A 20277-nucleotide genomic window follows, 5' to 3' on the forward strand; every position below is an offset into this window, starting at 1 on the left:
TTTCACTCCTGAAGACAGATCAGCAATGAAGCGTCACGATTTCGATGATCTCGCCGCCTTCCTCATCGTTGCCGAGGAGCGCAGCTTCACCAGGGCCGCCGCCCGGCTCGGCATCTCCTCCTCCGGTCTCAGCCACATGATGCGCCAGCTGGAGGAGCGGCTCGGCATGCGCCTTCTTGCCCGCACCACCCGTAGCGTGGCCACGACAGAGGCTGGCGAGCGCCTGCTCCTGACCCTCCAGCCCGCTTTTGCCGAGATCAATCGCGGCCTGCAGGAACTCGGCGATCTCAGGGAAAAGCCCTCCGGCACCGTGCGCATCACCGCGGGCAAACATGCCGCGACATCGCTCGTCATGCCGATCCTGCCGGCGTTTCACCGCACCTATCCGGATATCCGCGTGGAGCTCATCATCGGCGACCGGTTCGAGGATATCGTCGCCTCGCGCTTCGATGCCGGCATTCGCTTCGGCGAACGCATCGACAAGGATATGGTGGGCCTGCGCATCGGGCCGGATATCCGCGCGGCGATCGTCGGCTCGCCCGATTATTTCGCCCGCCACCCGATACCGAAAACCCCGCGCGACCTCGCCGACCACGATTGCGTGACCTATTACATGACCTCTGTAGGGGGCGCCTATGCCTGGGAATTCACCGAGGACGGCCGCGATATCGAAGTGAAGGTCTCCGGCAGCTTCATGGTCAACGATTCGGACATGATGATCGAAGCGGCGCTGTCAGGCTCCGGCCTCGTCTATGTCTTCGAGGATTTTACCGCCGAGCATATCAAAAGCGGCCGGCTGATCCGTGTGCTGGAAGACTATTGCCCGCCATTCACCGGCTATTCCATCTATTATCCGAGCCGGCGACAGATGCCACCGGCCCTTTCTGTCTTCGTGGAAGCGCTGCGCGCCATTCCGAAACGGTGAGCGACGTCAGGCCGCCTGCGCCGCCGGCATCGTTGCCATGTCGACAACGAAACGGTAGCGCACATCGCCGCGCTCCAGCCGCTCGAAGGCTTTGGCGATATCGCCCATGGCAATCATCTCGCATTCGGGCAGGATGTTCTTGCGGCCGCAGAAATCCAGCATTTCCTGCGTCTGCCTGATCCCGCCGCTCGGCGTGCCGGCAATGCGCCGACGCCCGCTGATCAGCGGCAGATTGCTGAATTTCGGCGTATCAACCAGCGAGCCGGCAATGACCAGCGTGCCGTCGGAATCGAGTGTGTCGAGATAGGGGCCGAGATCATGCTCGTAAGGCACGGTATCGATGATCACGTCGAAGGCGAAGGCGGCAGCTTCCATCGCCTTGGCATCGGTCGACAGCAGCACCTTGTCGGCACCGAGTTCGCGCGCCGTCGCGGCCTTGTCAGCCGAGCGCGTCAGAACAGTCACCTCGGCACCCAGCGCCGAAGCGAACTTGACGGCGAGATGCCCGAGCCCGCCAAGCCCGATCACGCCCACCCGGCTGCCAGGGCCGACATTCCACGTGCGCAGTGGCGAATAGGTGGTAATCCCGGCACAGAGCAGCGGCCCGACCCGCGAAAGGTCCAGCCCGTCGGGCACGCTGAGAACGAATTCCTCGCGCACGACGATATGGTCTGAATAGCCGCCATAGGTGGTCTCGCCCGTCACCCGGTCCTGGCCGTTATAGGTGACGGTCACGCCCTTGTAGCACATCTGCTCTTCGTTGCGCCGGCAGTTGGGGCACTCCATGCAGCTGTCGACGATCGTGCCGACGGCAACATTGTCGCCCGCCTTGAAGCGTGAAACCGCACTCCCGACGGCAGACACCCGCCCGACAATCTCATGGCCCGGCACGACCGGATAGGCCGAAAAGCCCCAATCGTTGCGGGCCATGTGCAGGTCCGTATGGCAGACGCCGCAATAGAGAATATCGATCGCCACGTCCTCGGGACGCAGGTCCCGGCGATCGAAGGAGAAAGGTTGCAACGGCGTATTCGCATCGGTTGCGGCAAATGCTGATGTTCTCAATGGTTTATCCCCTGCAAGGCTATTGAATGCTGACGGGCACCGGAAGCTGTGCCGGATGGGATATAGCGTCGATGGATTATCCGGATTAGACGAGGAATGCGGGAAAGGCTTGTGAGCCGGGCTCAGCAATCGCTTATCGATGGCCTGCGTCATACACCGCTATCCGGTCATGATGAAAAGCCGGCCAGACATCGAACAAGGCCGGCGCCCCCAATTTCTCAAAAATCCGATAATCGCGACTGGACAAGGCAAATGTAACTTTATAACAACGGTGATGTAATGTTATTACATTAAAGGAGATTTCATGTCCCGGCACCGTTTCGCTATCTTCGCAGTCGCCACTGCGCTCACATCCGCCACCTTGCCATCGGCTTCCCGCGCCGAGGAGGAACAGCATGAGAGTTGGCGGCTTTTCGTGGCTGATCACAGCCTGCCGGTCGTCCACGCCATCGATCTTGCGAGCGGGAGACAGATCGGTCGCTTCGATCTCAAGGGTTATGCCGCCCTGTCGCTGAGCGAGACCGGGCGCACGGTCTTTGCCGTCCAGGGCGAAGAGAATGTCGTTCACGTCATCGATACCGGCATTGCCCTTTCCGATCATGGAGAGCATCGCGATCTCGAGGTGGCGCCACCCAAGCTGATCGGCACGACAATAAAGGGCGAGAAGCCGGGCCATGTGGTGACGAATGGCGATGACGTGGCGATCTTCTATGATCGCACCGACCGCTTCGATCTCCTGAAGGAAAGCAGCCTGCTGCAGGAAAAGCCGGAGCCGAAGGCTGTCAACACCATCGCGGCCCATCATGGCGTCGCGGTGCCGATGGGCAATCACCTGCTGGTCTCGGCGCCGAACATGCAGGCGCCGGTCAAGGAGGGCGAACTGCCGCCGCGCCTTGGCCTGCGGGTGCTCGACCGGGATGGCCGGCAGATCGGCGATGTCGCGCCCTGCACCGGCCTGCATGGCGAGGCGACCTCCGCCCGCCTCGTCGCCTTCGGTTGCGAGGAAGGCGTGCTCATCGCCCGCCCCGGCGGCGCGAAAGGCCCGAGCGTGGAAATGCTCGCCTATGGCGCATCGCTGCCGCGGGGCAAGGTCTCGACGCTGCTCGGCGGCCGCTCGATGCAGTTCTTCCTCGGCAATTACGGGGAGGATAAGGTGGTACTGATCGATCCTGACAGCACCGAGGCGCCCTACCGCCTCATCGACCTTCCGACACGGCGCGTCGATTTTGCGCTCGATCCGGAAAAGTTCCAGAATGCCTATATCCTCACCGAAGACGGCAGGCTGCATCTGCTCGATACGGTCAAGGGCGAGATCGTCAGATCGCAAACCGTGACCGAGCCCTACAGCAAGGATGGCCATTGGCGCGATGCCCGCCCGCGGCTGGCCGTTGCCGGCGATGATATCGCCATCACCGATCCTCGCCACAGCTTGATTCGCCTCGTCAGCACGCAGACGCTGAAGGAGGTGCGTACGATCCCCGTCGAGGGCCAGCCCTTCGCGCTTGTCGCCGCCGGCGGCTCGGGCGCCAGTCACTAAGGCGGCCTTGGACCCGACACACTTCGCATTCCGGCGCTTGACGTCGCCCATGGCGGCGTCATAGATCGAGGCGACGGTTCCCCGAAGAGAACTCCGAGGGGAATAATAGGGAACACGGTGAGGACGACCCAAGAGGGACCGAGACCGTGGCTGCCCCCGCAACTGTAAGCGGATTGTCGATCTCGGGGTTGATCGCTTCAGCGATCACGCCCTCGGCCTCAGGGCCGTGCCACTGCGATTTCGCGGGAAGGCAGATGACCGGCACATATTCGCGAGCCAGGAGACCTGCCGTCGATCACGATCCAATCAAGCCGGGCGGGGATGCCCGGACAAGGAGCAGACATGATTGACAAGATCCCTCCCCACCTGCCGCCATCCATCCGTCTCGATTGGACGATCCGCCGCTAGCCTCCAGCTCGCTGGCCATCGTTCGCGCGCCGGCATCCGCTAGCCCTTTTCCTTTGATCGAGAGTTTTCCATGCGACAGCTTCTGAAGAGCTTTTCCCTCGCGCTCGGGCTGGCCGGCTTTGCTGCGCCCGCACTTGCCGCCACCCAATATCCCCTCACCCTCACCAATTGCGGCCAGCAGGTCACCTTCGAAAAGGCGCCAGCCAGGATCGTCTCGATCGGCCAGGGCATGACCGAAGTGCTGTTCTCGCTCGGCCTTGCCGACAAGATCGCCGGCACGGCCGTTTGGGTCGGCCCGGTCCTGCCGCAATATGCCGATGTTAACAGCAGGATCAAACGGCTGGCCGACAATGACCCGAGCTTCGAATCCGTCGTCGGCGCGGAGCCCGATCTGGTGGCTGCCGAATTCGAATGGCATGTCGGCACGCAAGGCTCCGTCGGCAAGCGCGAGCAGTTTGGGGATCTCGGCATCAACACCTATGTCGCGCCGGCCGATTGCGTCGCCAAGATCAATACCGATGGCGGCGATGGCGTGCGCAAGGAACTGTTCACGATGCACCTGATCTATCAGGAAATCGCCGAACTCTCCGAGATCTTCGACGTGAAAGACCGCGGCGACGCTGTCATCGCCGATCTGAAAAAGCGCGAGGCCGATGCCGTGGCCTCCGTTGCCGGTGCAGCAGCCAAGAACCTGCCGGTCGTCTTCTGGTTCTCCAGCAAGGAAGTGAAAGGCGATGCCTTCATCGCCGGCAAGAACAGCGCGCCAGCCTATATCCTGAAGACGCTCGGGGCGAAGAACGTCGTCACGACGGAAGAGGAATGGCCCCTCGTCGGCTGGGAAACGATTGCGCAGGCCAATCCCGCCGTCATCGTCATCGCCACCATGGACCGCCGCCGCTATGCCGCCGATGATCCCAAGGTGAAGGTGGATTTCCTGGAAAACGATCCGGTTACGAAAGAGCTCGATGCCGTCAGGAACAAACGCTTCATCATGATGGACGCGCAGTCGATGAACCCGACGATCAGAACCATCGACGGCATCGAGACGCTGGCAAAGGGCATCAAGTCCTTCGGTTTGGCCCAGTGAGCCAGGCGCTTTCGCCACAGAGGACATGGTGGGCGCTTGCCACGCTCACCATCGCCGCCCTCCTCCTGCTCGGTATCATGATCAGTCTCGCCGTATCGATCGGCGAGATATCAATCCCGCTCGCCACCACGGCAGAAGCCGTCTCCAACCGCCTGTTCGGCACGGCATTCGAGCTCAGCCGCATCCATCAGGGCATCGTCTGGGATTACCGCCTCAGCCGCGCGCTGGTGGCGGCCAGTGCCGGCGCATCGCTGGCACTGTGCGGCACGGTGCTGCAGGCGCTGCTGCGCAATCCGCTCGCCGAGCCCTATGTGCTCGGCATTTCGGCCGGCGCCTCCACCGGGGCCGTCTGCGTCATGATCCTTGGCTTCGGCTATGGCGTGCTCAGCCTCTCCGCCGGCGCCTTCATGGGCGCTCTCATCGCCTTCCTGCTGGTCGGCATTCTGGCGGCCGGTGTGGGCGGCACCAGCGAGCGCATCATTCTCTGCGGCGTGGCGGGCTCGCAGCTCTTCAATGCGCTGACCTCTTACATCGTCACCACCTCGGCCAATGCCGAACAGGCCCGCGGCGTGCTCTTCTGGCTCTTGGGGTCGCTGAGCGGCGTGCGCTGGCCGGATGTCTATCTCTCCGTGCCAGTCGCACTGACAGGCTTCGTGATCTGCCTTGCCCATGTGCGTGCACTGGATGCCTTCGCCTTCGGCACGGATGCCGCAGCCTCCCTCGGCATTGCAGTGCGCCGCGTACAGTTCACCCTGCTCGGCGTGACAGCGGCGATGACCGCAGGCGTCGTCAGCATGGTGGGCTCAATCGGCTTCGTCGGCCTCGTCATTCCCCATGCCGCCCGCTTTCTCGTCGGCCCCGCACATGGCCGCCTGCTGCCGGCGACAGCGCTTGGCGGGGCGATCTTCATGGTCGGCGCCGACATCGTCTCGCGCATCATCATTCCGCAGCAGATCCTTCCGATCGGCGTCGTCACCGCGCTTTTCGGCGCACCGGCCTTCGCCATCATCCTCTATCGCGTGCGGAGAAGCGCATGAGCATATCAGTCGACAAGGTCACCTATGCCGCCGGCAATACCGTCATCGTCAACGGCGTCAGCATATCGGTCGAAAAGGGCAAGGTGCTCGGCCTGCTCGGGCCGAACGGCTCCGGCAAATCCAGCCTGCTTCGCCTGATCTGCCGGCTGCGGCAAGTCAGATCCGGCATCATCCGCCTCGGCGACGATGATGTCTCCGGCCTTTCGCGCGCCGCCCTTGCCCGCCGCATCGCTTTCGTCGAGCAGCAGACGACGACGGATACGCAGCTCACCGTGCGCGATATCGTCCGCCTCGGCCGCACGCCGCATCGCGGCCTCCTCTCCTCCTGGGCACCCGATGACGATGCCGCGGTCGAAGAAGCACTCGCTCGCGTCGATATGGGCGAACGCGCCGGCCAGCTCTGGCAGACACTGTCGGGCGGCGAGCGGCAACGGGTGCATATCGCCCGGGCGCTGGCCCAGACCCCAAGCGAACTCTTGCTCGACGAGCCGACCAACCATCTCGATATCCAGCACCAGCTCGATATCCTGGCGCTGGTCGCCAAACTCGGCCTCACTTCCATCATCGCGCTGCACGATCTCAATCTGGCAGCGATGTTCTGCGACCACCTGGCCGTGCTGCAGAAGGGCGAGGTCGTGGCCGCAGGCACGCCCGAGGAGGTGCTGACAGAAGCGCTGATCGCCCGCGTCTTCGGCGTGCGCGCCCATATCGAAAAATCACCCGTGCATGGCCGCGCACATATCCAGTATCGGATGGGGTAAGACATGGATGGAGTGAATTTCGATCTTAAGGAAGAAATCCGCGACTACTGGTCGAAGCGCTCGGAAACCTTCGACCTCGCCTTCGGCCACAGGATCGCCCCCGGCCCGGAGGCAGACGCCTGGCAGAAGCCGATCCGCGATACCCTCGGCCCCGAACCGAAACGCGTGCTGGAACTTGCCTGCGGCACCGGCGAAGTGACGCGCCTGATCCACGATCTAGGCCATGACGTCACCGCCCTCGATTTCTCCGAAGCGATGCTGAAGGTTGCCCGCGCCAAACACGCCGGCAAGGAGCGCCTGCGCTTCATCCTGGCAGACGCCGAAAACACCCTGGAGCCGGACGCGAGCTATGACGCCATCATCTGCCGCCACCTCGTCTGGACGCTGACCCGGCCGCAGGAAACCTTTCGCGAATGGTTCCGCATCCTCAAGCCCGGCGGCCTGTTGCTCTTCTTCGATGGTGACTGGGCAAGCCCGAAACCGACCGGCCGCATCGCCAGCCTGCTGATCTCCTGGATAGACCGCCTCATCGGCGCCGACAAGAACTATGACGGCGCGCTCAGCACCCGCCACGCCCGCATCATGTCAGCCCTGCCCTTCGGCCAGGGTCTCCGCCCCGACATGCTGCTGCCGCTCTTGAGATCGGTAGGCTTTACGGACATCGCGCTTCACTCCCACGCCCCGATCGCGAGGGCGCAGCGCAAGAATGCCAATCTCCGAAATAGGCTCCGAACCCTCGTCTACCGCCGCTTCATCCTCGCCTGCCGGCGGCCCTGATGCCTGCATTTGCCGCACGTCCATTCTGGATGCGTCGCGATTTGCCGAGATCTGAAACCAGCCTGTGCCGAATGCCCGCCACCGTAAATGATCGATGCATTTACCGTTGCGTACTTGTCGGACGCCGTCAGCCGTTCAGGATGATCCACGAACGAAGCGGCAGTTCGCCTGATGCAGGAAGGGAAAGGTGTTATGGCAAAGACCACCGCGCCCTCATCCGGCAAAAGCAGGCGCCGCGCTCTGCCGTTCGCCATTCTGGCGTTTTTCCTTTGTCTGGCCGGATCCTTCCCACGGCACGCGTTTGCCGCCCCGCCCGAATTTCCGGTCCGCGAACTGGTGGTCGGCACCAAGGAGGCTCCGCCCTTTGCCATGAAGGGACCGGATGGCAGCTGGACAGGTCTCTCGATCGAACTCTGGCGCCAGGTCGCGGAAAAACTCGGGCTCAAATACCGGCTGGTCGAGGAACCCTCGGTACAGAGCCTGATCGAGGCGACGAAGCGCGGCGACTACGATCTCTCCGTCGCCGCCATCACCATCACGGCCGACCGGGAGCGCAATGTCGATTTCTCCCAGCCATTCTACAATACCGGCCTCGGCATCGCCGTCTCCGTCCACAGCGCTTCCGTCTGGTACGAGATCACCCAGACGATGACTTCCCTCGGTTTCCTGCAGGCGGTCGGCGCCCTCATCGGCATCTCGCTGGCCGTTGGCGCCTTGATCTGGCTCTTCGAGCACCGCCACAACGAGGATTTCGGCGGCGGCGCCGCCAGGGGGCTCGGCGCGAGCATCTGGTGGTCGGCTGAAGCCATGACGCAGGCAAGTACCGGTCATCGCGGCCCTAAGACGCTCGGAGGACGAACGCTCGCGATCCTCTGGATGGTCATGTCGATCATCACCATCGCCGTCTTCACCGCAAGCGTCACCTCCGCGCTCACGACGCGTCAGATCAGGGGACTGGTGAACGGCGCAGAAGACCTGCCGCGGGCACGCGTCGGTGCCGTGTCGGGATCGGCGACCACAGGATTTCTCGACGGCGAACGCATCAGGCATCGGGATTTCGCCAATGTGCAGGACGGCTTCCGGGCGCTGACATCAGGCTCGATCGATGCCTTCGTCTATGACAAGCCGCTGCTTGCCTGGACGGCCGAACAGCAGTTTCCGACCAGCGTGCAAGTACTGGACACCGTCTTCGAGCCACAGAACTACGGCATGGCAATGCCCGCCGGCAGCCGCTACCGCAAGCCTATCGATGTCGCCATTCTCGAAGCGATCCACGACGAGGCGTGGAAGGAGACGTTGTTTCAGTATCTCGGGGAGAAAAAATGATCGCCCGGGCGAGAGGCCCTCCCCGCCCCGGCACTTGCCATCCCGCCTACCAGTTGCCCGGATCGGCAGTGTGATCGACGGCTGCGAATTCATCCGCCTTTGCCCGATCGAGCGTCACAGTCCGCGTCCGCTTCGTCTCATCGGCAACCAGATAGCGAAGCGGCGCCGCGTCCCTGGCAAGCTCCTGATACAGGAGAAGCGCAGCCTCCTCGGCGGTATCGGCCTCGATCTCTCGCGTGATGGTTACGGTGAACTTGTTCATGGCATCTGGCCTTCTCGATCGTCGCGGGCATGGGCGCAATGTCCACCGCCTGACAATAGGCTGAGAGCGGAATAGTTCAAGCTACCCTGCCCTCGACAACCAGCCGTCCGCCATCCGGTCCCCTCAAACCGACCGCATCAACCCGCCATCCACCTTCAGGCTCTGGCCGGTAATATACCCCGCCCCATCGGACACCAGAAACGCGATGGTCGCCGCCACTTCCGCACTCGTGCCATAGCGCTGCATCGGCACGGTCTCGCGTCGCGCCTCGGTAGCCGGAAGGCTGTCGATCCAGCCGGGCAGCACGTTGTTCATGCGGATGTTTTCGGCCGCATAGGTGTCGGCAAAGAGCTTGGTATAGGCGGCAAGGCCGGCGCGGAAGACCGCCGAAGTCGGGAACATCGTTGACGGCTCGAAGACCCAGGCCGTCGAGATATTGACGATTGCGCCCTTCTTCTGCGCCTGCATGATCGGGGTGACCAGCCGCACCGGGCGGATGACGTTCATCAGATAGACGTCCATGCCCGTATGCCACTGCTCGTCGGTGATCTCGTTGAGCGCTGCGCGCGGCCCGTGGCCGGCGCTGTTGACGAGAACGTCGACGCGCCCCCAGGCGCCCATCGCGGCATCGACCAGCCGCTTCAGATCGTCGTTCGACTGGTTGGAGCCGGTCACGCCGACACCGCCGAGTTCCTTGGCAAGCGCCTCGCCCTTGCCGGATGAAGACAGGATCGCGACCTTGTAGCCATCGGCCGCAAGGCGTCTTGCGCTTTCGGCTCCCATGCCGCTGCCGCCTGCCGTGATTACAGCCACTTTTTCTACTGACATGCCGGTGCCCTCCTGAAACGATATCGTCGATTGATTGGTGTCTGCGCGGAGGGTATCATTTTCACTGCGCGAGCGCGAAACAGTTCTCCTCTTCTTTGCCAGTAGAAAAACTACTCGATGAGCGATATCCCGGGAAAGCTTCCCTCCCTCAATGGCCTCAGAGCCTTCGAGGTCGCCGCGCGACACCTCAACTTCAGGCTCGCCGCCGAAGAGCTCGGTGTCACGCAGGGCGCCGTCGCCCAGCAGGTCCGCGGGCTGGAGGCGCAACTCGGCATGACCCTGTTCGAACGGCTTCCCCGCACGCTGGCGCTGACGGCCGAGGGCAGACGCTACATCGCCGATATCAGGCGCGCCTTCGAGATCATCGCCCGCGCAACAGACGAGCTGAAGCCGCAGGCGATCAAGCTCACCATCAGCACGACGCCGACCTTTGCATCGAAATGGCTGATCCCGCGCCTGCCTGACTTCACCGCCCTGCATCCCGATCTCGACCTGCATATCCTGGCGACCGAGCGCATCTCGAATTTCGCCGCCGATGGCGTCGATCTCGCCGTCCGCTATGGCCGTCCGCCCTTCGGACCGGGGCTGAATGCCGAGCTTCTGTTCGAACAAGAGGTCATCGCCGTCTGCAGCCCGCTGCTGCTTGCCGGCCGCAACCCGCCGCGCACGGCCGAGGAGCTTTCGGCCTATCCGCTGCTGCACGATGCTCACAATCTCTGGCCGGAATTCGTCGAGCGCCATCTCGCCAACAGCAGCAGCCCCACCTTCAAAGGCATCAGCTTTTCGCAGACCGCGCACGCCATCGAGGCGGCGATTGCCGGACAGGGCATCGTTCTTGCCAATGGCGGTTTCGTCACCGAAGACCTCGCCCGGGGCCGGCTGGTGCGTGTCTTCGAAGCCAGGCTGCGCGGCCCTTCGGATATCTACCTCGTCTGGCCCCGCCACCGGAAATCTGCCGCGCGGGAAACCGTGATCGGATGGTTGTTCGCCGAAGCGCAGACGCCAGGCTGAGCACTCGCGCCTGGGCCAGGGCCAGGCTGGCGAACATATCAACTGATGAACCCCTTGTGCAGAACGCCGGAGACACCAGATTCAATCTCTTCATTGCCTCCGATAAGCATCGATAATCACAGGCCTATTTGATGTTCCATTTCGTTCTCGGGCTCCCCTGGCTCGTCGTCGTCCTCAGGTTCATTCTCCCCCTGCCATGGATCTGGCCCGCCAAGGCCCTGCTTGCCGGCCTGCTCCTCATCGCCTCGCAGCAGGTGCTGCTGAACCGTATATCCTCGGGTTCCGTCTTCGCGCCCGAATATCCGCGCCCGCTGATTATCGTCCTGAATTTCCTCTTCGGCGCCACGCTCCTGCTCGCCGTCTTCCAGATCGCGCTCGATGTCGTGTCGCTTGTCCTTGCCCTCATGGAGGGCCGATTTCCGGCCGTGCCCCCCGAAGTCCGCTATATCATCGGGCTTGCAGCCTTCGGTCTGGCCGCTTTCGGCGTTGCCGGAGCCGTGCGCATTCCGCCGGTGAAAAATGTCGAGATCTCGATCCGGGACCTGCCCGAAGCCTTCGAGGGCTACCGCCTGCTGCAATTGACCGACCTGCATCTCAGCCGCCTATTCCCGGCCTCCTGGGCCGAAACCCTCGTGAGGAGGGCCAATGAGCTGAAAACCGACCTGATCGTCGTGACCGGCGATTTCATCGACGGCCGCCTTGAAAAACGGCGGGCGGATGTCGCCCCCCTGGCGAAGCTTCAGGCTCCCGATGGCATCTTCGCCATCCCCGGCAATCACGAATATTATTTCGGCTACGACGAGTGGATGCAGCACGACGCCAGTCTCGGCATGCGCATGCTGATGAATGAGCATGCCGTCATCGAGCGCGAGGCGAGCCGCATCGTCATTGCCGGCGTGACGGATCTTGCGGCTTTCGGCAGAACCATGCCGAACCCGGACCTTGCCGCGGCATTGAACGGCGCTCCGCCCGAAGCCCCGATCATCCTCCTCGACCATCAGCCGAGAATGGCAGCCGAGACCGCCAAGAGAGGCATTGCCCTGCAGCTGTCGGGACATACCCATGGCGGCATGGTGTTCGGCCTCGACCGTCTGGTCGCCCGCGCCAATGGCGGTTTCGTCTCCGGCCACTACCACGTCGGCGGCATGCAGCTCTATGTCAACAACGGCACCGCGCTCTGGCCGGGCTTTGCGCTGAGGCTCGGCCGGCCCTCGGAGCTGACGGTATTCACGCTGCGCAGACGCGCCTAATCCCGCTCGGGTTTTGCGTCTCTCACCATCAGGCGAATACGCTCGGCGAGATCCGGATCGACGGGATTATAGACGACCATGTTGAGATCCGGCCTGCCGTCGATTGCAAAGCCGGAATATTCAAGCTCGATATCGCCGAGAACGGGATGTCTCAGCCGCTTGGTTCCCTCGCCATGGGCGATCACCTCGTTCTCCTCCCAGATCCGCTTGAACTCGGCGCTCGTGCGGCAAAGTTCCTCCACCAGATCTGCTATTTCCGAGGTCGCCCCCGCCCGCGCCGCATCCGCCCGGAAGGCCCCGACGACGAAACGCGCCATGGCATCCCAGTCGTGCTGGACGTTACGGACGCCGGGATTGGAGAACAGCAGGCGCAAGACGTTCCTGTCATCAGGCGCAAGCTTGCCATAGTCGGTCATGACGATGGTCGCCGCGCGGTTCCACGCCACGATATCCCAGGCCGCCGTGCGCACCAGCGCCGGGCTCACCTCGAGCGTATCGAGAAGCCGTTGCAGGCGCGGGCTGATGCCCTCCACTGCACGGTAGCGCACCTCGGGCGGCCGGCCGAGGCCGAGGATGAAGAGATGCTCGCGCTCCGGCTCGGTCAGCATCAGGCCACTGGCGATCCGGTTCAGGACATCGGCCGATGCCGCTCCGCCCCGCCCCTGCTCCAGCCATGTGTACCAGGTCGGGCTTATATTGGCGCGCTGTGCCACCTCTTCCCGCCTCAAGCCCGGGGTGCGCCGTCGCCCGGAAAAACCGAATACAGCCGGATCGAGGCGCGAGCGGCGGTCGCGAAGGAAGGTGCCGAGGGAGTTGACGTCAGTGCTCATAATATTCCTGTTAGCCATTATAATAGGATAACGTCACTACTTTAACAGCATAAAACATAGCGCAATAGTGGGCTTCATCGCAATAAGGAGACACGACATGCGCATTTTCCTCACCGGCGCCACTGGCTTCATCGGCTCGGCCATCGTCCCCGAACTCCTGAAGGCAGGCCATCATGTCATCGGCATGACCCGCTCTGACGCCGGCGCCAAAGCGCTCGAAGAGGCAGGCGTCGAAGCTCACAAGGGTGTGCTGGAAGAACCCGAGACTGTCCGTCGCGGCGTCGAAAAGGCCGATGCCGTCATCCATACGGCCTTCGACCATGATTTCTCCCGCTTCGTCGAGAATTGCCAGAAGGATAGCCGCGTCATTGCCGCCATGGGCGAGGCGCTGAAGGGCACCAACCGCCCGCTGCTGATCACCTCGGGCACCGGCATCGGCAATGCCCATCTCGGCGAACCCGCGAGCGAGGACGTCTTCAATGACGAGCATCCCAACCCGCGCATCGCGTCCGAACGGGCCGGCAATGCGCTTCTCGACCAGGGCGTCAACGTCTCGGTCATGCGCCTTCCCCAGGTTCACAACACGTTCAAGCAGGGCCTCGTCTCCCCGCTCATCGAAATCGCCCGGCGGAATGGCGCTGTCGGCTATGTCGGCGAAGGCCGCAACCGCTTCCCGGCCGGCCACCTGCTGGACGTTGCCCTCCTCTACCGGCTTGCCATCGAAAGAGCCGTATCAGGCGCCCGCTACAATGCCGTTGCCGAAGAAGGCATCGCCACCCGCGAGATCGCCGAAGCCCTCGGCCGCGGCCTGAAGCTGCCGGTCATCTCGGTCGCGCCGGAAAAGGCGGCCGAGCATTTCGGCTGGATGGCGATTTTCGCCGGCCTCGACTTCCCGGCCTCCAGCGCAAAGACCCGCCGCATCCTCGGCTGGAGCCCGGTCGGACCCGGCCTGATCGCCGATCTCGACGCGATGGATTATGGCGCTCTCGCAGCCTGAGCCGCAAATGCACCTGCGGGGCCTTTCAGTCCCGCAGGTGCAGAGCGTTCCAAGTCGTCAGATCCCAAGTCCGCCGGCGACATCGATGACGCCGCCACTCATGTAACCGCCATGCGGCCCCGCCAGATGGCAGATGAGCGCGGAGACCTCCTCAAGCGTCGCAATGCGCCTGATGGGATGCAGGTCGAGAAGTGCGTCGGGCACGGTGTCTCCCAGCGCTTCGACGGACATGTCGGTCGGCATCACGCCGGGCTGGACGACGTTGACGGTGATGTTGCGCCTGCCGAGATCGCGCGCCACACCCTTCGCATAGCCGATGAGCGCGGCCTTCGTACCGGCATAATCGGCGACACCCGGAACCAGCACGCGTGTACCGAACAGCGAACCGATGAAGAGAATCCGGCCGCCATCGGACAGCACCGGAGCCGCCGCCCGCGTCACCGACACCGGCCCCAGCACATTGGTCTGCCATTGGCGGTCGAGATTGACCACGTCGAGTTCGGGATCATCGACCGTCTTGCCCTGTACGGCGATCGCCGCATTGTTGACGAGGATGTCGAGCTTGCCGAAAGTGGCAATGACCGTGTCGATCAGCGGTTTGGCAGCGGCCGTATCGGCCTGGTCGCTCTGGATCGCCAGAGCCCGCACACCCTTCGCCCGCAGCCTCTCGACCACGGCCTCCGCCTTCCCGGCCGAGGCCACGTAGCTGATCGCAACATCAGCGCCCTGATCGGCCAGCGCTTCCGCCGTCGCCGCTCCAAGTCCGCGCGAACCACCGGTCACGAGAGCGACCTTTCCCTTCAAAATCTGAGACATGAGTGTCCTTTCTACCCCGTCCAGGCGCCCGCCTGCCGTCATCGGCAGGCTGCGCATTTTTCTGTAACGATCGTTACGGTAACGATTGGTATGAAATGTAGACAACGCGTGTCAAGTAGTTTAATAACGGTCGTTATGAAATTGACCGGACTGACCTGATGGGACGCCATCGCGAATTTGACGTGGAAAAAGTGCTCGATTCCGCCCTGTGCCTCTTCTGGCGAAAGGGCTACGAAGGCACGTCCTATGCTGACCTGACGGAGGCCGCCGGCATCGAGCGCCCCGCCCTCTATTCCGCCTTCGGCAACAAGGAAGCCCTCTTCCGCAAGGCGCTGGACCGCTATTCCGAGCGCTATCTGGATTACCTCCCGGTGGCGCTGAAACTGCCGACCTCACGCGAGGTCGCCGCCCACATCCTCTACAATGCGGTTGACCTCAATACCCGCTTTCCCAACCATACGGGCTGTCTTGGCATCAATGGCGCGGTTGCAGGATCCGACGAGGCCGAACCGGTACGGCAGGCGCTGATCGATTTTCGCGCAGCTGGCCAGGCGCAGCTTCAGGAGCGCTTCGAGCGGGCGAAGGCGGAAGGCGACCTGCCGGAAACGGCCAATACGGAAGCCCTTGCGGCATTCATCATGGCCATGACCCACGGCATGGCGGTACAGGCCAAGGCCGGCTTCAGCCGCGAGATGCTGAATGCCGTTGCCGATCAGGCGCTATCCACCTGGCCGACAGGTCATGCCAATTTTTCCGAAAATTGATCATAGTCGCCGGGAGAAGCACGTTGCAGCAAACGCTCCATAAATGCTTCACGCGCCCGATAATCCGCGCTTTAACCTCTGCTCCAGCGTGCCCGCGCTTCAGCTTCATTTAGTGCAATGCAGTCTTGCCCAATGCTGAATGTGGCTCGGGAAAGCTGCGTCGAGGTAAGGTCGGTCCTGATCAAAAGTAGCAGCCAGTCGATGATCCGCTCGCCGACGACGCTTCGCATGTCGGCCGGTCGATGGACGGCACAGTTTTGACGGATAATCTCGCCGCCTTCCAGAACGATTTCGCAGCTAGTTTCATAGTATCGGCCAAAGCCGATCTGCTCGGGAATATCTGGAACGGACGAAAGATAGATCAGGAATTCACGCTCCGCCCAGGGCATCACATCGACATTTGCCATCTGATTGCTCAGCCTCACTGGCTCTAATTTTTGATCAACAGCCTATCCCGCCGCCGCATCCATCCTAGCGCGCACGTCCAGAAAGGCCGCCGTCAGCCGCGCCAGGACCGGCGATTTCACGGATCCATTCGCCCCGCCGATCGGGTCCACGATATGGATCCGTCTCAGGTCCTCCATGAACTCGTCCCACAGCTTCTGCCCGCCCTCCTCCAGCAGCTCGGCGCGGATGCTCAGATCCTCGCTCACAGGCAGGAACCGCCGCCCCCAGGCGCCGATCATCGCAAACATGGGTACGAGCTGGATGGAAGCTTCCGTCAGGCTGTAGATCGCTTTCTGGCTGTGGGAGGGATCGTCGAGCTTGGTGATCAGCCCGCAGGACATCAGCCGTTTGAGACGCGCCGCAAGGATATTGGAGGCGATGCCCTCCTCCGATTGCGTCAGGAGCTCGCGAAAGTGCCGGCGATTGCCGAACATGATATCCCTGATGATGACAAGGCTCCATCGGTCGCCCAGCACCTCCATCGTCAGGTTGATCGGGCAGCCCGACCGTATCTCGATATCCATATTCGACTCCGTGAGAAAACCAGTTGCATTATAGGATCAGTCATGCGACAAGACAACTGATTTTAAAATGCAATCAGATGGAGGCTGACATGGCACGTGTACGCGTTGCTGCATTTTCCCTTTCGGTCGATGGTTTCGGCGCCGGTCCGGACCAGAGTCTTGAAAATCCCCTCGGCAAGCGCGGCATGGAACTGCACCAGTGGTTCTTCGGCACCCGCACCTTCCGCGCCATGATCGGCAAGGATGCCGGCTCCACCGGCACCGACGAGAAATATGCCTCGACCGGCAATACCGGCTTCGGCGCCTTCATCCTCGGCCGTAACATGTTCGGCCCGATCCGGGGCGAATGGCCGGACGACGCGTGGAAAGGCTGGTGGGGGCCGAACCCGCCCTACCACGCGCCGACCTTCATCCTCACCCACCATGCCCGCGAGCCCATCGTCATGGAAGGCGGCACCACCTTCCATTTCGTCACCGGCGGCATCGAGGAGGCACTGGAAAAAGCCAGGGCCGCAGCCGGCGACAAGGACATCAAGATCGGCGGCGGCGTCAGTACTGTCAGGCAATATCTGAAGGCCGGCCTGGTCGACGAGATGCATTTCGCCATCTCTCCGGTTGTCCTTGGCAAGGGTGAAGCCATGTTCGAAGGCATCGATCTGCCCGCACTCGGCTTCTCCGTCAGATCCCACGAGATGACGGAACTGGCGGCGCATGTCGTGCTGTCGAAATAGGGCGCAACAGACTACCACCGGCGCATCCGCCGGGCGCGATCGAGCGTCCGGTTTTTTTGGAGGAGCGCGACAGGCATTACAGGCGCGAAGCCGCCGTTACCAGGCATTTACCGTAACGTACTTCCGCGGCCCGCTGTTTTTCCCTACCGATCGATCCGTACGGTCAACACCGCGCACGATCAATCCGGTGGGGAGCAGCAATGACATTTGCGGATTTTGTCACGCTCACTCTGAAGGCCAGCCTGTTCCTGATCGTTTTTGCGCTCGGGCTGCGGGCAACGTTCAGCGACGTCACCTACTTGCTCGCCCGCCCGGTCCTGCTGTTCAAATCCATCCTGTCGATGAACATCGTCATGCTGGGTTTGGCCCTGGCGGCCGCGTTCTTGTTTCCGCTGCCCCTGCCGCTCAAGATTGCCCTCATCGGCCTTGCAATGGCGCCCGTTCCACCGATCCTGACGATAAGGCAGAGTAAGGCGGCCGGGACGTCTTCCTACGCGATCAGCCTCTGCGTCACAGCGTCATTTCTCGCCGTCGTCCTCGTTCCGCTCGCCATCGCACTGGCAGATGTCGTCCTTGGCGAGCGCTACCAGATGCCTGCCATCCGTGTCGTGCCGATCGTCCTCGTCTCTGTCATCCTGCCGCTCGTGCTCGGGATGGTGGTCGAGCGCTTTGCCCCCGTCCTTGCGCGGCAGTTCGTGCAACCGATCGCACGGCTCGGAACCGCCCTGCTCATTCTGGCGGCTCTGCCGGTCCTCATCGTGACGCTGCCTGCGACCTGGGCGCTTGTCGGCAACGGGCTCATCCTGTCTCTGGCACTTTTTACCGCGTTCGGGCTGCTGGTCGGCCACGCCATGGGCGGGCCGCATGCCCACGATCGCGTGGTTCTGGCACTGGCGACGGGCGCGCGCCATCCAGGCGTCGCGATGGCGATCGCCGCCTACAATTTTCCGGACGAGAAGGCGGCGGTAGCAGTGGTGCTGCTGCATGTTTTCATCGCTGCGCTCGTCGCGATACCCTATCTGAAATTCGCCCGCGTCAACGAGGCACCTGCCGAAAGCCTCGACACGTAATATCCTCCAGCAGGTGCATCGGCCGATGCTCTCGGCACCGGCCGATGCCGCGGCAGGCTCAGACCAGCCCCTGGCTGAAGCCGAATTCGCCCTCCGCTTCCGCCGCGCTGACATCCTCGCCGAACAGCATGTCATTATGCGGCCGGCCGCTGCGGACCATCGGATAGACGTTTTCCAGCGCCGCGACCCGGCAGTCGAAAAGAACCGGCCGGTCGGTGGCGATCATCTCGCGGATCTTCTCATCCAGCTCCTCCGGCCTCTCGCAGCGCAGGCCCACAGCGCCATAGGCTTCCGCCAGCTTGACGAAATCAGGCAGCGAGGCGGAGTAGGATTTATCCCGCCGGTTGCCATGCAGGATCTGCTGCCATTGCCGGATCATGCCGAGCTGCGCATTGTTGAGGATGAAGATCTTGACCGGCGCCTGGTGCTGCATGGCCGCCGAAAGCTCCTTCAGTGTCATCTGCACCGAACCATCGCCGACAATGCCGAGAACCAGCCGGCCGGGATGGGCGATCTGCGCGCCGATCGCCGCCGGCAGACCATAACCCATCGTGCCGAGCCCGCCCGAGGTGAGCCAGCGGTTCGGCCCTTCGATACCGAAGAGCTGTGCCGCCCACATCTGATGCTGGCCGACATCGGTCGTGACGATAGGGTCGAGATCGGTCGTCAGCGCATGCAGCCGCTCCAGCGCATATTGCGGCATGATCGCATCATGGCGCATCTCATAGGCAAAGGAGTTTCGCGCCCGCCATCGCGCGATCTCGCCCCACCAGGCATCCAGCCGCCCGCGTTCCGGTCGGGCCGGAAGCGCCCGCCAGGCTTCGATCAGATCCCGCAGCACATCGGCCGCATCGCCGGTTATGCCGATATCGACGGATACATTCTTGTTGATCGAGGATGGATCGACATCGATATGGATCTTCCTCGACCCCGGCGAAAACCTGTCGACACGCGAGGTGACGCGATCGTCGAAACGCGCACCGATGGCAATCATCAGGTCGCAATCATGCATCGCCATGTTTGCCTCATAGGAACCGTGCATGCCGGGCATCTTCAGCCAGTTCGGTCCGCTCGCCGGATAGGCGCCGAGCCCCATCAGCGTCGAGGTGATGGGAAAGCCGGCGAGCTCCACCAGTTCCCGCAGCAGCCGCGAGGCCTCCGGTCCGGAATTGATGACGCCGCCACCGGTATAGAGGAGCGGCCGCTCAGCCTGCGCCATCAGCCTGATCGCGGCAGCGATCGCCTCCTGATCGCCGCACCTCGGCAGCTTATAGTTCGCAGGCATCGAAACCTCCTGCGGCCCGACATAAAGCCCGCTCGCAAACAGCACATCCTTCGGCATGTCGACCAGAACCGGCCCCGGCCTGCCTGACGTCGCGATCCTGAAGGCGAGATGGATGGTCCTTGCGAGATCGTCGATGTGATCGACGAGGAAATTATGCTTGGTGCAGGGCCGCGTGATGCCGACCGTATCGCATTCCTGAAAGGCATCCGTGCCGATCAGCGTCGTCGGCACCTGCCCGGTCAGGCAGACGAGCGGAATGGAATCCATCAGCGCATCCTGCAGCGCGGTGACGGCATTGGTGACACCCGGTCCTGATGTGACCAGCATGACGCCGACCTTGCCGGTCGAACGCGCATAGCCCTCGGCGGCATGTCCCGCGCCCTGCTCGTGGCGCACCAGCAGGTGCTTGATCTCGTCCTGCTGGAAGATCTCGTCATAGATCGGCAGGACGGCAGCGCCCGGATAGCCGAATATGTGCTCGACGCCATTGTCGCGCAGCGCCCGCAGCACGATCTCGCCGCCGTTCATCAGGGGGCCGA

21 protein-coding genes and 1 riboswitch are annotated in these 20277 nt (G+C 62.8%); of the genes, 13 read left to right on the forward strand and 8 right to left on the reverse strand.

Translation table 11 applies throughout. The annotated features are described in order from the left end of the window. Positions 1–25: 25 nt before the first annotated feature. Entirely contained in the window at positions 26–925 is a 900-nt protein-coding gene (locus LVY75_23605; protein XAZ21800.1) for a LysR family transcriptional regulator, read from the forward strand. 6 nt (positions 926–931) lie between these two features. Here the strand turns inward: LVY75_23605 and LVY75_23610 are convergent, their stop codons facing one another. After that, positions 932–1990, reverse strand: a complete 1059-nt coding sequence (locus LVY75_23610) for an NAD(P)-dependent alcohol dehydrogenase (protein XAZ21801.1) — start codon at positions 1988–1990, stop codon at positions 932–934. A gap of 304 nt (positions 1991–2294) precedes the next feature. Here LVY75_23610 and aztD point away from each other — a divergent pair, with 304 nt between their 5' ends. The 6 genes from aztD to LVY75_23640 all read left to right on the forward strand — a co-directional run bounded on the left by aztD (position 2295) and on the right by LVY75_23640 (position 8923). Then, the gene (gene aztD, locus LVY75_23615; protein ID XAZ21802.1) at positions 2295–3527 is read left to right on the forward strand and encodes a metallochaperone AztD; all 1233 of its coding nucleotides are present in this window, start codon (positions 2295–2297) and stop codon (positions 3525–3527) included. Between the two features lie 57 nt (positions 3528–3584). Beyond that, a riboswitch (cobalamin riboswitch) is annotated at positions 3585–3835 on the forward strand. 170 nt (positions 3836–4005) lie between these two features. After that, a complete protein-coding gene (locus LVY75_23620) occupies positions 4006–5022 on the forward strand; it encodes an ABC transporter substrate-binding protein (protein ID XAZ21803.1) in 1017 nt (338 codons plus the stop codon). Then, positions 5019–6059, forward strand: coding sequence for an iron ABC transporter permease (locus LVY75_23625; GenBank protein XAZ21804.1), 1041 nt, complete (start codon positions 5019–5021; stop codon positions 6057–6059). The genes LVY75_23620 and LVY75_23625 overlap by 4 nt, the downstream gene beginning before the upstream one ends. Continuing rightward, positions 6056–6820 carry an ABC transporter ATP-binding protein gene (locus LVY75_23630; GenBank protein ID XAZ21805.1) on the forward strand — a complete coding sequence of 255 codons (765 nt, stop codon included), beginning with the start codon at positions 6056–6058 and terminating at the stop codon, positions 6818–6820. Before LVY75_23625 ends, LVY75_23630 begins: the two co-directional genes overlap by 4 nt. Before the next feature lie 3 nt (positions 6821–6823). Next, positions 6824–7597, forward strand: coding sequence for a methyltransferase domain-containing protein (locus LVY75_23635; GenBank protein XAZ21806.1), 774 nt, complete (start codon positions 6824–6826; stop codon positions 7595–7597). A gap of 192 nt (positions 7598–7789) precedes the next feature. Further along, positions 7790–8923, forward strand: a complete 1134-nt coding sequence (locus tag LVY75_23640; protein ID XAZ21807.1) for a transporter substrate-binding domain-containing protein — start codon at positions 7790–7792, stop codon at positions 8921–8923. Between the two features lie 46 nt (positions 8924–8969). Here the strand turns inward: LVY75_23640 and LVY75_23645 are convergent, their stop codons facing one another. Then, positions 8970–9185, reverse strand: a complete 216-nt coding sequence (locus LVY75_23645) for a hypothetical protein (GenBank protein ID XAZ21808.1) — start codon at positions 9183–9185, stop codon at positions 8970–8972. A 123-nt stretch (positions 9186–9308) separates the two neighbouring features. Beyond that, on the reverse strand, positions 9309–10013 hold the full coding sequence (locus LVY75_23650; protein XAZ21809.1) for an SDR family oxidoreductase: 705 nt from the start codon (positions 10011–10013) through the stop codon (positions 9309–9311). Between the two features lie 117 nt (positions 10014–10130). On the opposite strand from LVY75_23650, the gene gcvA reads away from it, so the two are divergent. Together gcvA and LVY75_23660 are read left to right on the forward strand one after the other, a co-directional pair. Then, positions 10131–11024 (forward strand): transcriptional regulator GcvA, encoded by an 894-nt coding sequence (gene gcvA / locus LVY75_23655; protein XAZ21810.1) that lies wholly within the window; start codon positions 10131–10133, stop codon positions 11022–11024. Between the two features lie 131 nt (positions 11025–11155). Next, positions 11156–12274 (forward strand): metallophosphoesterase, encoded by a 1119-nt coding sequence (locus LVY75_23660; GenBank protein XAZ21811.1) that lies wholly within the window; start codon positions 11156–11158, stop codon positions 12272–12274. On the opposite strand, the gene LVY75_23665 is transcribed toward LVY75_23660, so the two are convergent. Then, on the reverse strand, positions 12271–13104 hold the full coding sequence (locus LVY75_23665; GenBank protein XAZ21812.1) for a helix-turn-helix transcriptional regulator: 834 nt from the start codon (positions 13102–13104) through the stop codon (positions 12271–12273). The genes LVY75_23660 and LVY75_23665 overlap by 4 nt on opposite strands. Positions 13105–13201: 97 nt before the next feature. On the opposite strand from LVY75_23665, the gene LVY75_23670 reads away from it, so the two are divergent. After that, positions 13202–14101 carry an SDR family oxidoreductase gene (locus LVY75_23670; GenBank protein XAZ21813.1) on the forward strand — a complete coding sequence of 300 codons (900 nt, stop codon included), beginning with the start codon at positions 13202–13204 and terminating at the stop codon, positions 14099–14101. Positions 14102–14158: 57 nt separating this feature from the next. Here LVY75_23670 and LVY75_23675 read toward each other — a convergent pair whose 3' ends face one another. Continuing rightward, positions 14159–14917, reverse strand: a complete 759-nt coding sequence (locus LVY75_23675) for an SDR family oxidoreductase (protein ID XAZ21814.1) — start codon at positions 14915–14917, stop codon at positions 14159–14161. A gap of 158 nt (positions 14918–15075) precedes the next feature. Here LVY75_23675 and LVY75_23680 point away from each other — a divergent pair, with 158 nt between their 5' ends. Continuing rightward, complete coding sequence (locus LVY75_23680) at positions 15076–15681, forward strand: TetR/AcrR family transcriptional regulator (protein ID XAZ21815.1); 606 nt, start codon at positions 15076–15078, stop codon at positions 15679–15681. Positions 15682–15752: 71 nt separating this feature from the next. Here LVY75_23680 and LVY75_23685 read toward each other — a convergent pair whose 3' ends face one another. Beyond that, positions 15753–16088, reverse strand: a complete 336-nt coding sequence (locus LVY75_23685) for a hypothetical protein (GenBank protein XAZ21816.1) — start codon at positions 16086–16088, stop codon at positions 15753–15755. 42 nt (positions 16089–16130) lie between these two features. Next, a complete protein-coding gene (locus tag LVY75_23690) occupies positions 16131–16652 on the reverse strand; it encodes a helix-turn-helix transcriptional regulator (protein ID XAZ21817.1) in 522 nt (173 codons plus the stop codon). 89 nt (positions 16653–16741) lie between these two features. On the opposite strand from LVY75_23690, the gene LVY75_23695 reads away from it, so the two are divergent. Further along, complete coding sequence (locus tag LVY75_23695; GenBank protein ID XAZ21818.1) at positions 16742–17383, forward strand: dihydrofolate reductase family protein; 642 nt, start codon at positions 16742–16744, stop codon at positions 17381–17383. Between the two features lie 200 nt (positions 17384–17583). Further along, positions 17584–18453, forward strand: coding sequence for a Na+-dependent transporter (locus tag LVY75_23700; GenBank protein XAZ21819.1), 870 nt, complete (start codon positions 17584–17586; stop codon positions 18451–18453). 58 nt (positions 18454–18511) lie between these two features. On the opposite strand, the gene LVY75_23705 is transcribed toward LVY75_23700, so the two are convergent. Then, entirely contained in the window at positions 18512–20266 is a 1755-nt protein-coding gene (locus LVY75_23705) for an acetolactate synthase 3 large subunit (protein XAZ25811.1), read from the reverse strand. Positions 20267–20277: the final 11 nt, after the last annotated feature.

It is taken from the genome of Sinorhizobium sp. B11, assembly GCA_039725955.1.
Classification (GTDB): domain Bacteria; phylum Pseudomonadota; class Alphaproteobacteria; order Rhizobiales; family Rhizobiaceae; genus Rhizobium.

Coding starts and splice junctions, on each gene's coding strand:
- LVY75_23670 (XAZ21813.1), top strand. CDS start 13,202: ATGCGCATTTTCCTCACCGGCGCCACTGGCTTCATCGGCTCGGCCATC.
- LVY75_23650 (XAZ21809.1), bottom strand. CDS start 10,013: ATGTCAGTAGAAAAAGTGGCTGTAATCACGGCAGGCGGCAGCGGCATG.
- LVY75_23630 (XAZ21805.1), top strand. CDS start 6,056: ATGAGCATATCAGTCGACAAGGTCACCTATGCCGCCGGCAATACCGTC.
- LVY75_23690 (XAZ21817.1), bottom strand. CDS start 16,652: ATGGATATCGAGATACGGTCGGGCTGCCCGATCAACCTGACGATGGAG.
- gcvA (XAZ21810.1), top strand. CDS start 10,131: ATGAGCGATATCCCGGGAAAGCTTCCCTCCCTCAATGGCCTCAGAGCC.
- LVY75_23665 (XAZ21812.1), bottom strand. CDS start 13,104: ATGAGCACTGACGTCAACTCCCTCGGCACCTTCCTTCGCGACCGCCGC.
- LVY75_23705 (XAZ25811.1), bottom strand. CDS start 20,266: ATGAACGGCGGCGAGATCGTGCTGCGGGCGCTGCGCGACAATGGCGTC.
- LVY75_23645 (XAZ21808.1), bottom strand. CDS start 9,185: ATGAACAAGTTCACCGTAACCATCACGCGAGAGATCGAGGCCGATACC.
- LVY75_23640 (XAZ21807.1), top strand. CDS start 7,790: ATGGCAAAGACCACCGCGCCCTCATCCGGCAAAAGCAGGCGCCGCGCT.
- LVY75_23680 (XAZ21815.1), top strand. CDS start 15,076: ATGGGACGCCATCGCGAATTTGACGTGGAAAAAGTGCTCGATTCCGCC.
- LVY75_23660 (XAZ21811.1), top strand. CDS start 11,156: ATGTTCCATTTCGTTCTCGGGCTCCCCTGGCTCGTCGTCGTCCTCAGG.
- aztD (XAZ21802.1), top strand. CDS start 2,295: ATGTCCCGGCACCGTTTCGCTATCTTCGCAGTCGCCACTGCGCTCACA.
- LVY75_23685 (XAZ21816.1), bottom strand. CDS start 16,088: ATGGCAAATGTCGATGTGATGCCCTGGGCGGAGCGTGAATTCCTGATC.
- LVY75_23605 (XAZ21800.1), top strand. CDS start 26: ATGAAGCGTCACGATTTCGATGATCTCGCCGCCTTCCTCATCGTTGCC.
- LVY75_23675 (XAZ21814.1), bottom strand. CDS start 14,917: ATGTCTCAGATTTTGAAGGGAAAGGTCGCTCTCGTGACCGGTGGTTCG.
- LVY75_23620 (XAZ21803.1), top strand. CDS start 4,006: ATGCGACAGCTTCTGAAGAGCTTTTCCCTCGCGCTCGGGCTGGCCGGC.
- LVY75_23695 (XAZ21818.1), top strand. CDS start 16,742: ATGGCACGTGTACGCGTTGCTGCATTTTCCCTTTCGGTCGATGGTTTC.
- LVY75_23635 (XAZ21806.1), top strand. CDS start 6,824: ATGGATGGAGTGAATTTCGATCTTAAGGAAGAAATCCGCGACTACTGG.
- LVY75_23700 (XAZ21819.1), top strand. CDS start 17,584: ATGACATTTGCGGATTTTGTCACGCTCACTCTGAAGGCCAGCCTGTTC.